Here is a 14,295-nt window from a genome sequence, read left to right as displayed (position 1 = left end):
ACGTTTGGAGCCATGATTTATTTAAAGCGCATGTAACCGGGAATAATTATATATTTATCAAAAATAGCAACCACGATAAAATGTGGTTGCTATTTCATAATAAACCGACTACAACCAAGAATTATGAAAAACTTATACCTTTTCTTACTGTTTACGATCACTTCGGCACTTTTCACCAACAGTATTTTTGCACAATGTGATGGTATTACGGTCGAAAGCCTTACAAATCCCGGGCCTTATGAGGTTGCCACACTTACCGAAGCCGACGGGATACGCAATGGACCCGATTATAACGGTGCAACGGTCTATTATCCAACCAACGCTACACCCCCCTTTGCCAGTATTGCGATCGTTCCCGGCTTTACGGCGGCACCTTCCAGTGTAGCGGAATGGGGGCCTTTTTATGCATCACACGGTATTGTCGCTATCATCATAGGTACAAATTCACCTTTCGATTTTCCGGAGGCACGGGCACTGGCACTATTGGATGCTCTGGAAACGATCCGACAGGAAAACGTAAGGGTCTCGTCCCCACTGGAAGGTGCTCTAAACCTTGAACAACTTGCTGTAAGCGGGTGGTCCATGGGTGGCGGAGGTGCGCAAAGGGCGGCTGTATTAGACAATTCTATAGCCGGCGTTGTTGCCTTATGCCCCTATCTTACAAGTCCTCAACTGAATCATGAAAGTCCGGTACTCATTTTTAGTGGTGAAGCTGATACGGTAGCCCCTCCCGCGCAACACGCAGATATTCACTACAACGTGACGCCAAGTACCACCGATAAGTTGCTGTTCGAAATCGCAAATGGAAATCACTCCGTAGCGAATTCGCCGAATGGCGGAAATGGTGCGGTGGGTAAAATTGCATTGTCATGGCTCAAATTATATGTAGAAGATAATGACTGCTACTGCCCTTTATTGACAGAAACTCTGTTAGTAGACCCTCCTGCTGCGTCTAAGGTCGAACAAGATTTTAATTGTGAATTGTTAGGAGTCCCCTTGGATGAATTGGTTGCTGAAATATATCCCAATCCGAGTGATTCGAGAATATTTATAGGATCAACCACGCAGCCGCTACTTAAAGTCGAACTTTATACCACCCTTGGAGAGCATCTGTTGCGCCTTGAAGGCAACGTAACATTTCTGGACGTGTCGAATTTTGCATCAGGTATCTATGTAATAAAACTATTTACCGAAAAGGGTGTCACAACACAGAAGGTCATTAAAAGATAATTTGTTGGTACCCTAAGTATTGCGAAAAGGCGGCATTCGGTTTTAATTGAATTTAACCTTATCTTTAATGTGATATATTTAAGACGAATTGGTTGTACATATTATGAAACAGCTGTAATAAGTCGTTATAGGTTACTAAAACATCAATGAAGCAATTGGGCTCAATTCTAAGCTGTCCTTAAGTGAGTTAATTTGAATTGGATAATTGAATCTACCTACCTCAACACGTCTTACGATATGGTGTTTTAAACATTTCAGAATAACTGCATCATTTTATGAAAAAGATTTCCAAAGAACAAACAGAGATACTTCTTAGCACCCTCGAAAAGCGTTTCAGCAAGAATCCACAGCGCCATCAAGGATTGGTGTGGAGTAATGTTCAATCGAAATTGGCTTCTCTTCCCACAGCACTATGGTCGCTCCACGAAATGGAACGCACCGGCGGGGAGCCCGATGTGGTTGACTACATTTCTGAAACAGATACCTATGTATTTTTTGACTGCTCGAAAGAGAGTCCGAAAGAGCGTCGCAGTCTATGCTACGATCAAGAAGCCCTGGAATCCCGCAAGAAGTTCAAACCCTCGGGAAATGCGGTGGATATGGCTGCAACCATGGGAATCGAACTCCTTGATGAGGATCAGTATCTATATTTACAAACACTGGGCGACTACGATACTAAAACTTCCAGCTGGATTAAAACCCCGGAAAACATGCGAGCCTTAGGTGGTGCTCTCTTTGGGGACCGTCGCTTTGGCAGGGTGTTCTTCTATCACAACGGCGCCGAATCCTACTATGCCGGACGGGGTTTTCGAGGATGGATCTCACTTTGAATGCTATGTTATTGACCTAAAAACTAAAACGTCCAAATGGTGTTTTAACGATTGCTTTTTTGAATATCTTTATTATGCTGTTGCTTGGCAGTACATTAATAAGCACAGCGAACTCTACACATGAAAACAAAACACTACCAAAGTTTATGCATCCTGTTCGGTTTGCTCGTCGTGTGCAATACCATCTTGAACGGTTGTTCACCCTCTCCGGAAAAATCCATCATTAATATTCCCGAAAATAAGGTGGGATTGATTGGTTATGGTTCCCTAACCTCCAAAGAAGCCATAGAAGAAACTGTGGGTCATGAATACCGCGATTCAGTCTATCATATTCACTTGATGGGCTTTAAAAGAGCTTGGAACTTTGCAGGTGATACGAATGATCCGGCTCTTCCCAAAGAGCTCTTGGCATACCAGCCATTTTTTGTACGTGATGGCGATACAATTCCAATTCATAAAGCCGTTTTCTTGAATATCATGCCCGAAGCTTCCCAAAGTATTAATGGCGTACTATATTTTGTAACTCCCCAGGATCTGGAGCGTATCGATGCTATGGAATTGGGGTACGAACGTATAGATGTAAGCAATCGATTACGTGAATACACTATTGAGAATGGAACAGTCTACGCGTACAAAGCAAAACCTGAATATATTCTCAATAGTTCGAATGATAGCGTCACGGCTATTATCGATAAGGCTTATGTCGATTTGGTATTTCAGGCCTACGCACGCATGGGAGAAGATGCACGAAAGGAATTTGACGCTTCTACTAAGCCATTCGACTCAAAGCTCGTGGCACCAATTCTATATTTAAAAAGAAGAGATACGTTGTAAATAAAGAGCGGTAATGGATAGTTTTTCCACCGGGAAGTTCATTGAAATGTATTTATTTTATACTTTTAGTCTTACGAACGTCATCCTCTAAAAAGACGTTTTGAAACATCTACCCATGAAAAAAACTGATCGCATAAAAGTTTCGGTAATGGTCGATGCGCCGCTGGAGACCGTATGGGCGTACTGGGTGACTCCAAAACATATCACCAAATGGAATCAGGCATCACCCGATTGGCATACGCCGCGTGCAACAAATGATTTTAAAGAGGGAGGTCACTTCAACTACCGTATGGAAGCCAAAGATGGAAGTGTGGGATTTGACTTCACCGGAATGTATACCGAGATCAAAGAAAAGGAGCGTATTGCCTATACCCTGGATGACGGGAGAGGTGTACGTGTTACATTTATGCCAAAAGATGACGGAGTGTTGGTTGAAGAAACCTTCGATCCCGAGGATCAAAACTCAAAAGACCTGCAGCGTGCAGGTTGGCAGGCGATCCTCGATACCTTTAAATTTTATGTAGAGAGCCATTCCTAAAAAATCTATGCCCATGGAAACATTACACTTTAATATCCGCATTCAGGCATCTGTTGCAATTGTGTACAAAACGATGATAAGTGATGCCGGCTTTCGCCATTGGACGGCAGCCTTTAATCCTACCTCCTATTTTAAAGGAAACTGGAAAGAGGGCACGAAAATACTTTTTCTAGGTGAAGATGATGAGCAGGGACAAGGCGGAATGGTTAGCCGTATACGGGAACTACGTCCTCATGAATTCATCAGTATTGAACATTTGGGAATTGTTCAAGACGGTAAAGAGATCACTACCGGTCCCGATATTGAACTATGGGCCGGCGCCCGTGAGGAATACACTTTTATCCCGGAAGGACCGGAGACCACCCTCCTTAAAGTGAGTATGGATGCCAATGAGCAGTGGAAGAGCTATTTCGAGACCACCTGGCCAAAGGCACTGGAAGCTCTAAAACACTTATGTGAATCATAATTTCATGTTGCTTCAAGATCGTCATCGCCTCTTTTTTCTTCTATTATCCATTGTGAATAAGTCTCAATATGTTATCTCATAGTGCGAATAGAATAGCAAAAATTATTAGGCCTTTATTTCGGGTGTGTCTCATATTTTACGGCACAATGGTCTTTTCTTCCCGAAGAAGGTACCCAATAAAAAATGCCCTGCTTTCACAGGGCATTTTTTTCAATTTATCATTGTGAAGTTCCTGCTTTTGCAGCAGAATAGTTCGCTCAAAAAAGGCTACTTGACTTCTTCGAAGTCTACATCTTCCACATCGGCGTTTTCACTGCCGTTCTGGCTGGACGTATCACCCTGTGGCTCTCCTCTTGGAGCGCCTTGTTGGGCTTCGGCTTGTGCTTTGTACATCTCTTCGGAAGCTGTTTTCCACGCTTCGTTGATCTTATCCAAGGCAGGCTGAATGTTTGCAACCTCTTTAGTCTCGTATGCTTTTTTCAATTCTTCCAATGCATCTTCAATTGGCTTCTTCTTGTCATCGGACAATTTATCGCCAAATTCTTTCAGTTGCTTTTCGGTTTGGAAGATCATCGCATCGGCTTCATTGATCTTATCCACTTTTTCTTTAGCAGCCTTATCACTTTCTGCATTTGCTTCGGCTTCAGCTTTCATCTTCTTGATCTCTTCTTCGGTCAACCCGCTGGAAGCTTCAATTCGGATGTCTTGCGTCTTGTTCGTGGCCTTATCGGTAGCACTTACTTTAATGATACCATTGGCATCTATATCAAAGGTTACCTCGATCTGCGGCACCCCGCGTTGCGCCGGTGGAATTCCGTCTAAGTGAAAACGGCCAATCGTTTTATTGTCCGCCGCCATAGGACGCTCTCCTTGCAATACATGGATCTCCACACTAGGCTGATTGTCTGCAGCGGTAGAGAAAATCTGTGATTTCTTGGTAGGAATGGTTGTGTTCGCCTCGATCAACTTGGTCATCACACCACCCATGGTCTCAATACCTAAAGATAATGGTGTCACATCCAGCAGCAAGACATCTTTCACATCACCCGTCAAGACACCACCCTGGATCGCAGCACCAACGGCTACTACCTCATCAGGATTCACTCCTTTGCTGGGTGCCTTTCCGAAGAACTTTTCAACAGCTTCCTGTACGGCAGGAATACGTGTAGAACCTCCAACAAGAATGATCTCGTCGATATCGCTCTTAGACAGTCCGGCAGCTTTCAACGCCGACTCACAAGGCTTAATGGTTCGTTTCACCAAATCGTCGATCAATTGCTCGAACTTAGAACGGGTCAAGGTCTTTACCAAGTGCTTTGGTCCGCTGGCGGTGGCTGTTACATAAGGTAAGTTGATCTCAGTCTGAGAAGAGGAAGACAATTCGATCTTGGCCTTTTCGGCAGCTTCCTTCAAGCGCTGTAACGCCATAGGATCTTTGCGAAGGTCCATATCTTCTTCTTTCTGAAATTCATCTGCCAACCAATTAATGATCTTTTGGTCTACATCATCACCTCCCAAGTGGGTATCACCATCGGTAGACAATACTTCAAAGACACCGTCACCCAATTCTAAGATGGATACGTCATGCGTACCACCACCAAAGTCAAAAACAACGATCTTCTGGTCTTGTCCTTTTTTATCCAATCCGTACGCCAATGCAGCTGCTGTAGGCTCGTTGATAATACGACGCACTTTTAATCCGGCGATCTCCCCGGCTTCTTTGGTCGCTTGACGCTGACTGTCGTTAAAATACGCAGGAACGGTGATCACCGCTTCTGTAACGTCCTGTCCCAGATAATCTTCGGCCGTTTTCTTCATTTTCTGAAGGATCATGGCACTCAATTCCTGTGGTGTATACAGACGTCCGTCGATGTCCACACGAGGCGTATCGTTATCTCCTTTTTTCACATCAAAAGCAGCGCGTTCGGCTTCCGCTTTCGATTCAGAAAACTTATTCCCCATAAATCGTTTGATGGAAGAAATGGTTTTCTTAGGGTTGGTCACCGCTTGTCGTTTAGCGGGATCCCCTACTTTAATTTCACCACCTTCAACAAACGCAATTACAGAAGGTGTGGTTCTTTTTCCTTCGGCATTCGGAATTACAGTTGGCTCGCTACCCTCCATTACGGCGACACACGAGTTGGTAGTTCCTAAGTCGATTCCAATTATTTTACTCATAGTGTTATAGTTATATATTTTACTAATTCAAATTATTAATTACGCTCTGTGTATGACAAGGATTATGCCAGCGGGGAGGTTCTGCCATCCTGTCATATTTCTTTGGGCAAGTCTTCTCTTTGGGGCGACGTCAAAGAGAAGACCGGGCTTTCGGCAATACGCGGTATTCTGCCTCAATCCCTCTTGCAAAGAATAGGGAAGATAAAATTGTTCACAACTTCATTTTGTTGAATTGGAATATTTCCATAATTTTGGAATATATCCAATACATATGTTTATTAATGTACATTCCTACTACAGTCTCCGTTACGGCACTTTGAAACCCAAAGACTTGCTAGAGCAGGCACAACAATTGGGAATCGGTTGTTTTGCATTGACCGACATCAATACCACCTCAGCCTGTTTAGACATCGTGCGTTTAGCACCCGAGCATGGAATACGTCCTGTTCTAGGTGTTGATTTCAGACGGGGGGCGCAACAGCAATTCATTCTTTTAGCACAGAACAATGAAGGTTTCCGTGAGATCAACGCGTTTCTATCAGATTGCCTGTTACCGGGTAACGAGATTCCGCAGCAAGCTCCTGTGCTCCCACATACTTTTACCATCTATCCATTTAACTCCTTCTCACATCGAGAACTTAATGAGAATGAATTTGTGGGAGTTCATGAAACGGACCTCAATCGGTTGAAATTTTCCTCCTGGCGACAACAATTGCATAAGTTGGTTCTATTACACACGGTATCCTTTAAAGACAAGAAGGATTTTAATACACATCGATTGCTGCGGTCAATAGACAACAATACTTTACTTAGTAAGTTAACTGTTTCACAACAGGGAAGAGAAACAGATCTTCTGGCCTGTGAAGCTTCTATAGCGAAACCGTTTCATGAATTTCCCGAACTTATTGTAAATGCAAAGAAATTACTTGATCGCTGTCATATCGATTTCGATGTTAGTAAAGGAATCCCTCAGAATCAAAATACATACACAGGCAATGAAGTCCTTGATTTCAAACTATTAAAAAAGCTTACTTATGCGGGAATCCCTTATCGTTACGAAACCGCCGGAGATAAGATTCTGGACCGTATCGAAAAAGAACTACACATTATTAAAGAAAAAAAGTTTGTCTCTTACTTTCTCATCAATTGGAAGATTCTCAAGTACGCTCGCAGCAAGCAATATTTTTACGTAGGCCGCGGAAGTGGAGCTAATAGTGTGGTGGCATATTTACTTCGCATCACCGATGTAGATCCCATAGAACTCGACCTTTATTTTGAAAGATTCATTAATCTATATCGTAAGAACCCTCCCGACTTCGATCTCGATTTTTCGTGGAAGGACCGGGATGACATCACTGCCTTTATCTTTCGTAGATTTAAGAATACAGCCCTTCTTACGGTCTACAACACCTTTAAGTATAAAGCTTCGGTCCGGGAGTTGGGAAAAGTATTTGGGCTTCCCACATTAGAGATAGAACTTCTTTCCAAAGGAGAATATACCTATAAGGAATTGGACAAATTATCACGACTGGTAATCACTTACAGCAAATATATTCAAGGGTTTCCTAATTATTTGGGCATCCACGCAGGGGGTATCCTTATCTCCGAAAAACCCATCCATTATTATACTGCCACATTTATGCCCCCAAAAGGATTTCCTACTACACAGTTCGACATGGTAGTTGCAGAAGATATAGGTTTGTATAAATTCGATATTTTAAGTCAGCGTGGTTTAGGAAAAATAAAGGATGGTGTATCCATCGTGAAATACAACCATCCCAACCTGCCACCCATTGATATTCATGATATCAAACGGTTTAAGGAAGACGAACGCATCAAAGACTTATTGCGAAATGCCAAAGCGATTGGTTGCTTTTATGTAGAGTCCCCGGCAATGCGAATGTTGCTTCGAAAATTAAAGGTAGACAATTATCTGGGACTGGTAGCGGCTAGCTCGGTCATTCGGCCCGGCGTAGCGAAATCGGGAATGATGCGCGAATACATCCTTCGTTATCGTTATCCCGAAAAGCGAAAAGAAGCACATCCTGTCATGCTGGATATCATGCCTGAAACCTACGGAGTGATGGTCTATCAAGAAGATGTAATAAAAGTAGCGCACTACTTTGGAGGTCTCACGCTTAGTGAAGCAGATATGTTACGTAGAGGAATGTCCGGAAAATTCCGTTCACGAGAGGAGTTTTTAAAGGTCAAACAACAATTTTTCGACAATTGTCATGTTTCGGGAAAATCGGAAACACTCACTGCCGAAGTATGGCGGCAAATAGAAAGCTTTGCAGGATATGCCTTTGCGAAAGGCCATTCGGCCTCATACGCCGTAGAAAGCTATCAAAGTCTTTTCCTTAAAGCATATTACCCCTTGGAATACATGGTCGCCACATTGAATAACGGAGGAGGATTCTATTCCGCCGAACTTTATGTCCATGAAGCACGCATGCATGGAGGAACTATTGTAGCACCCTGTATCAATCACAGTACCTCTGAAGCGACCATTCAAGGAACAACGATCTTCCTTGGCCTTGGTTTTTTGCATGCACTGGAAATCAACATCATCAAAAAAATACTCACAGAGCGTCAGCAAAGAGGATATTATGAAAGTCTCGACGATTTTATAGACCGTGTGGTCATTTCCATAGAGCAGATCAACATCCTTATAAAAGCAAATGCCTTTCGTTTTACCAATAGAAACAAGCGTGAGCTACTGTGGGAAGCTCATATGAAAATTCACAAAGTCAATCTTGAAAACACCGAATTAACCCTTTTTAAAACTAAAAAAATGAACTTTCACACTCCACAGCTACCCAACACACGTATGGAAGATGCCTTTGATGAAATGGAACTCCTTGGCTTTCCGCTGTGTAATCCTTTCGATCTGCTCTTGGCTCCGGCAAGAAGTAGTATGAGAGCAAAAAAGCTCTCTGCTTTTATAGGAAAGAGCGTAACCATTGAAGGCTACCTAATAGCCACAAAGCACACGGCCACTTCTCAAGGAAAGCCTATGTACTTTGGCACTTTTCTGGACCGTGATGGAGATTTTATCGATACGGTGCATTTCCCTCCCGTGGCAGCAGCCTATCGTTTTCGAGGAAAAGGAATCTATGGAATCACCGGAAACGTCATGGAAGAATTTGACTGTATATCCATAGAAGTCACAAAAATGGTACGCTACCCTATTATTCAAGATCCTAGATATAGTGATATTCAGTCGCGATCAAGCTCTGTAAAGAATTTTAATAGGCGTATTCGCCCAGTACAAAAAGTATAAGAGGTCCCGTACAAAAAACTCACAATCTATTTCTTTAAGATCAATGAATAGTCAAGATCGTCATATCGTTCACATGGACTTAGATACTTTTTTTGTATCGTGTGAACGGTTATTAGATAACCGATTAACTGGGAAGCCGGTACTTATTGGAGGCACCAGTGATAGAGGTGTAGTAGCATCCTGTAGCTATGAAGCGAGGGCTTTTGGTATTCATTCGGCTATGCCTATGCGATTGGCCCGACAACTCTGTCCTGAAGCGGTAATCGTTCGTGGTAACTCGGGTATTTACAGTAAATTTTCAAACATGGTAACCGATGTGATTAAAGAAAGTGTCCCCTTGTACGAGAAAACTTCGGTCGACGAGTTTTATATAGACCTTACCGGGATGGATAAATTCTTTGGTTGTCATCAATTAGCTTCAGCACTACGAACCCGTATTATTAAAGAGACCGGATTGCCTATCTCGTTCGGGCTTTCTTCCAACAAAACGGTTTCAAAGATCGCTACGGGTGAGGCAAAACCTAATAATGAGATGCAAATTCTTAGCGGTACTGAAAAACCATTCCTCTCTCCGCTTTCGGTACGCAAAATCCCCATGGTGGGAGAAGTGACCTATCGTTCCCTATGTGATCTGGGAATAAAACAAATAAAAACAGTACAAGAAATGCCCATAGAAATGATGGCGCGTGTTTTTGGAAAAAACGGAGAAACAATCTGGAAGAAAGCAAATGGAATCGACAATTCTCCTGTAGTACAATACACCGAGCGAAAGTCCATCTCAACCGAACGCACTTTCGATAAAGACACTACCGATATACGGAAACTGGAGGGTATCATTACTGCGATGGCCGAAAATCTCGTGTATCAATTACGCCGAGCAAATAAACTAACAGCCTGTGTGACTTTTAAGATTCGATACTCCGATTTTCAGACCTATACGCAACAAAAACATATTCCATATAGCGCTGCCGATCATAAGATCCTTCCGGTTGTAATGGAATTGTATAAAAATTTATATCAAAGAAGGATGCTCGTCCGGTTAGTGGGTGTGCGGTTTAGTCATTTGGTGGCCGGGGGGCAACAGATCGATCTGTTTGATGATAATGAAAAGATCATCAATTTATATCAGGCCATGGACAAAATGCGAGAGCGTTATGGGGATCGCGCAGTAATCAAAGCTTCAGGGATGGGGGCAAAAAGTATTAGCAGATGGAATCCTTTTACAGGAGAGCCACCTCCATTGTTAGCCAACAGAAGACAATAAAAAGATACATTAGTCACCGAACTGCTCCTTGAGCTCGGGATATATTACTTCCTCCGAAATTTCCGATACATTGCCGGGGTACTCCTTTCCACGTAATCTCGTCACAGAATGCGCTTTTAACTCGTCTTCCGGATATTCCTGAATTAGTTTTTCAATACGTTTTTTATCCAATTCATCCTCCATAGGCTGCAACCAATCGTCTTCCTCTTCCTCTAATAGTATAACAGGCATTCGAGGACCTTTCAATTTGGGATTATTATGAATTCTACTAAGCAACGTATTTCCTGTGGTGGTAACGATTGAAAAAGTCAATATCACACCCCCCGAGTCAGGGTCACTCCATTCACTCCACAATCCCGCCAGTGGCAAAGGTTTCCCGCTACCATGATAAATAAAGAAGGGATACGTACTGCCGTCGAAATGGTGATGCTCATAAAATCCATCTACAAAGATGATACAGCGATTAGACATGGCAGATGTACGAAAAGACGGTTTGTCAAAAATTGTTTCTCCCCGCGCATTTAAGGTATTATTCCATAATTTCTTTGATTGTTCTATATCCTTTACCCAATGCGGAATCAACCCCCAGGTGGCTACCTCCGGAAAATCAGGGGATCGATCGGTATAGATTAATATTTCCGGATGACTGAATCCTGAGGAATGATAAATTGGCAGATCGGTTAAAGGAAGTAATCGCTCCATGATCTCATCAATTGCCTGTAGATCGTTACGGCGCCTGGCTCTGTTCAACTGTGCTTCTAAACTCGCTTTAATATCATAACACATCCGTCAAATAATTTAAACGGAAGATACAACATAAACCTAATTTTTTATAAGGCCATGATTCGTATACTTGTAAAATAGAAACTTATATTTGCCCTATAACTTATCCCATGGAAAGCATTAGTGTTTTTGACATGTTAAAAATAGGCGTTGGACCCTCCAGTTCTCATACCCTCGGTCCGTGGCGGGCTGCTGGCCGATGGATCGACGCATTGAAGGCCAAAGGGCATTTTGAGGAGGTTGAAACTGTTACTGTCGATCTCTATGGCTCCCTATCCCTTACCGGAAAAGGCCATGCCACCGATACCGCAGTAATGTTAGGGCTTTCGGGGGCAGATCCTATTACCTTTCCTATCGAGCGTATTGAAGACGAGATACGTACTATCACTTCAGAAAATAAAATAATGCTCAACGGCGAACGGGAGATTCCCTTTATTCCGAAGGAAAACATCTCCTTTAACAGGAAATTCTTGGAATTCCATCCCAACGGGATCACCTTTAGGGCAAACCTGAAAAATGGCAAGAAAACTTCTGAAACCTACTTTTCTATCGGAGGAGGATTTGTCGTGCAGAAGGAGCGGAAACGCGCTAAAAAGAAACTGGAAAAATTTGCACAGTTCCCACATCAAGTGGAAACAGCAGCCGATCTACTGCTTCACTGCAGAACCCACAATAAGTCTACATCTGAGATCGTCCTCGAAAATGAACTGTCTCTTAGAAATGAAGCAGAGATCAACCAGGGCTTAAAAGCCATCTGGGAGGTGATGTTGGACTCTATGTATGTGGGCTGCCACACCCAAGGGAAGCTCCCCGGCGGACTCAACGTACAGCGGCGGGCATTCGATATGCACAAGAACCTTATTGGAGATGCTTCGTACACGAATCCGGAAGAGTGGATCGAATCGATCCGTGGCACCGAAGTGAAATTCCGTCAAATATTAAAATGGGTATCCTGTTTCGCACTGGCGGTAAACGAGGTGAATGCTTCATTGGGAAGAGTGGTTACGGCACCTACCAACGGCAGTGCAGGTGTGATCCCTGCTGTGATGATGTACTATATGGTCATTGAGAATCATGATGCCAATTTTGAAGATGTTCGAAAGTTCATGCTGGTTGCGGGTGTGATTGGCAGCCTCTTTAAAAAGGGAGCGACCATCTCGGCTGCCATGGGCGGTTGTCAGGCAGAAATTGGTGTTTCTTCTGCCATGGCAGCAGGAGCGCTTACCGAACTTATGGGAGGAACCCCCGAACAAGTCCAGATGGCCAGCGAGATCGCTATGGAACACCACTTAGGACTTACCTGTGATCCCATAGCCGGTTTGGTACAGATTCCGTGTATCGAGCGTAATGCCATGGGTGCCATTAAAGCGATCAATGCATGTGAAATGGCATTGGACGGCGACCCGACACAGGCCAAAGTACCTTTGGACAAGGTAATTGCCACTATGTGGGAAACAGCTAAAGATATGACCAGTAAATACAAAGAAACCAGCGAAGGAGGCTTGGCAGTACAGGTGAACTTAAGCGACTGTTAATGTCCGCAATCGGTTTTTCTTCTTGAATCGATCAAATGCAGGATCTTCCAGCCGGCATTGGTTCGTGCCAATGTAAAGGCATTTGCGCCACAATGACTGAACTGCCCGTTGAACCAAAATTCGTAAGGGGTCCAAACGTGGGCTAAATTGCCGTCGATCTGTACCTTATAATCCAACAACCGCTCGTCCCATTGTTGTGTTTCGGGCCGATTGGCGATCGCCAGTAACAGATCGGATGCTTTTCCATTTGAAATCTTATGATTTCCTTCTGCGTCGGAAGAAGCAGTTTGCATTACCATATCTTCCGCCATAACGGAACGCATCTTCAACGTATCCCCTTTGTGAAATCCTTCAAAAAAAACATCGATCACCTCTTTGGCTTCAGCTTCAGTTAAAGCTGTCTGCGCAAAAGTTAAAGAAACGGAAAAAACACAAAGGAGTAGTACAACGAACTTCATAATAGATTGTATAAGGATTGATTCTCAAAATTAGTACTTTTACCGCTCAATTTGTTACAAAACGTATGTCAGTAGCCAAAAAAGAATACAAGCGGATCACGACCAAGACCCTTGTGGATATGAAAAAGAAGGGAGAAAAGATCTCCATGCTCACCGCTTACGATTTTACCATGGCGAAGATCGTGGACAGCGCCGGGATCGATGTCATCCTCGTAGGGGATTCGGCTTCCAATGTAATGGCCGGGCATGAGACGACGCTACCTATCACACTCGATCAAATGATCTACCATGCGGCTTCGGTCGTGCGGGCCATACAACGAAGTCTGGTGGTGGTCGACCTTCCTTTTGGCAGCTATCAAAGCGACCCGAAAGAAGCACTGCGATCTGCTATACGAATTATGAAGGAAAGCGGTGCACATGCCGTGAAACTGGAAGGCGGAAAAGAAATTAAAGAATCGATAAAACGCATTTTGAACGCAGGAATTCCCGTGATGGGACATTTGGGTCTTACCCCGCAGTCTATCTACAAATTTGGAACGTACACCGTTCGAGCCAAGGAAGACGAAGAGGCCGAAAAACTAAAGGAGGATGCGCTATTGCTGGAAAAGGCCGGATGCTTTGCTGTGGTCTTGGAAAAAGTACCTGCGAAATTGGCTAAGGAAGTCGCCGAAAGTCTAACCATACCTATCATTGGTATTGGTGCCGGAAACGGTGTAGACGGGCAGGTTTTGGTTACTCACGACATGATCGGGATGACACACGAATTCCATCCGCGTTTCCTTCGGAGGTATTTGGATCTGTATTCGGAAATGACCGGTGCCTTTCAGCGGTACAGTGACGATGTAAAAAGTGGTGATTTCCCCAATGATTCGGAGCAGTACTAATTTTTTTTAAAA

The 14,295-nt window shown here is 43.5% G+C and carries 12 protein-coding genes; 9 read left to right on the top strand and 3 right to left on the bottom strand.

Annotated elements, in window-relative coordinates; translation table 11 throughout:
- The first annotated feature begins 123 nt into the window (after window positions 1-123).
- The 5 genes from JS40_RS01745 (at window position 124) to JS40_RS01725 (ending at window position 3,898) form a co-directional block, all read left to right on the top strand.
- Window positions 124-1,230 carry a poly(ethylene terephthalate) hydrolase family protein gene (locus JS40_RS01745; protein ID WP_034257881.1) on the top strand — a complete coding sequence of 369 codons (1,107 nt, stop codon included), beginning with the start codon at window positions 124-126 and terminating at the stop codon, window positions 1,228-1,230.
- A gap of 275 nt (window positions 1,231-1,505) precedes the next feature.
- Window positions 1,506-2,060 carry a DUF4256 domain-containing protein gene (locus tag JS40_RS01740; protein ID WP_034257880.1) on the top strand — a complete coding sequence of 185 codons (555 nt, stop codon included), beginning with the start codon at window positions 1,506-1,508 and terminating at the stop codon, window positions 2,058-2,060.
- Between the two features lie 120 nt (window positions 2,061-2,180).
- Window positions 2,181-2,894, top strand: a complete 714-nt coding sequence (locus JS40_RS01735; protein WP_034257878.1) for a gamma-glutamylcyclotransferase family protein — start codon at window positions 2,181-2,183, stop codon at window positions 2,892-2,894.
- Between the two features lie 115 nt (window positions 2,895-3,009).
- Window positions 3,010-3,432 (top strand): SRPBCC family protein, encoded by a 423-nt coding sequence (locus tag JS40_RS01730; protein WP_034257876.1) that lies wholly within the window; start codon window positions 3,010-3,012, stop codon window positions 3,430-3,432.
- A gap of 13 nt (window positions 3,433-3,445) precedes the next feature.
- Window positions 3,446-3,898 (top strand): SRPBCC family protein, encoded by a 453-nt coding sequence (locus tag JS40_RS01725; RefSeq protein WP_034261919.1) that lies wholly within the window; start codon window positions 3,446-3,448, stop codon window positions 3,896-3,898.
- 267 nt (window positions 3,899-4,165) lie between these two features.
- Here the strand turns inward: JS40_RS01725 and dnaK are convergent, their stop codons facing one another.
- Entirely contained in the window at window positions 4,166-6,076 is a 1,911-nt protein-coding gene (gene dnaK / locus JS40_RS01720) for a molecular chaperone DnaK (protein WP_034257875.1), read from the bottom strand.
- Window positions 6,077-6,347: 271 nt separating this feature from the next.
- On the opposite strand from dnaK, the gene JS40_RS01715 reads away from it, so the two are divergent.
- Together JS40_RS01715 and dinB are read left to right on the top strand one after the other, a co-directional pair.
- Window positions 6,348-9,359 carry a DNA polymerase III subunit alpha gene (locus JS40_RS01715; protein ID WP_051957459.1) on the top strand — a complete coding sequence of 1,004 codons (3,012 nt, stop codon included), beginning with the start codon at window positions 6,348-6,350 and terminating at the stop codon, window positions 9,357-9,359.
- Window positions 9,360-9,402: 43 nt separating this feature from the next.
- A complete protein-coding gene (gene dinB / locus JS40_RS01710; RefSeq protein ID WP_034257874.1) occupies window positions 9,403-10,623 on the top strand; it encodes a DNA polymerase IV in 1,221 nt (406 codons plus the stop codon).
- A gap of 9 nt (window positions 10,624-10,632) precedes the next feature.
- Here dinB and JS40_RS01705 read toward each other — a convergent pair whose 3' ends face one another.
- Window positions 10,633-11,409, bottom strand: coding sequence for an SOS response-associated peptidase (locus JS40_RS01705; RefSeq protein WP_034257873.1), 777 nt, complete (start codon window positions 11,407-11,409; stop codon window positions 10,633-10,635).
- Window positions 11,410-11,516: 107 nt separating this feature from the next.
- On the opposite strand from JS40_RS01705, the gene JS40_RS01700 reads away from it, so the two are divergent.
- A complete protein-coding gene (locus JS40_RS01700; protein ID WP_034257872.1) occupies window positions 11,517-12,941 on the top strand; it encodes an L-serine ammonia-lyase in 1,425 nt (474 codons plus the stop codon).
- On the opposite strand, the gene JS40_RS01695 is transcribed toward JS40_RS01700, so the two are convergent.
- The gene (locus tag JS40_RS01695; RefSeq protein ID WP_034257871.1) at window positions 12,938-13,399 is read right to left on the bottom strand and encodes a nuclear transport factor 2 family protein; all 462 of its coding nucleotides are present in this window, start codon (window positions 13,397-13,399) and stop codon (window positions 12,938-12,940) included. The genes JS40_RS01700 and JS40_RS01695 overlap by 4 nt on opposite strands.
- Before the next feature lie 65 nt (window positions 13,400-13,464).
- Here JS40_RS01695 and panB point away from each other — a divergent pair, with 65 nt between their 5' ends.
- Window positions 13,465-14,283, top strand: a complete 819-nt coding sequence (gene panB / locus JS40_RS01690; protein WP_034257870.1) for a 3-methyl-2-oxobutanoate hydroxymethyltransferase — start codon at window positions 13,465-13,467, stop codon at window positions 14,281-14,283.
- The last annotated feature ends 12 nt before the right edge of the window (window positions 14,284-14,295 follow it).

The organism is Altibacter lentus (genome assembly GCF_000746845.1).
GTDB lineage: Bacteria > Bacteroidota > Bacteroidia > Flavobacteriales > Flavobacteriaceae > Altibacter > Altibacter lentus.
The sequence above is the reverse complement of the archived record's forward strand: the minus strand, read 5'-3'. Positions and strand labels throughout refer to the sequence as shown.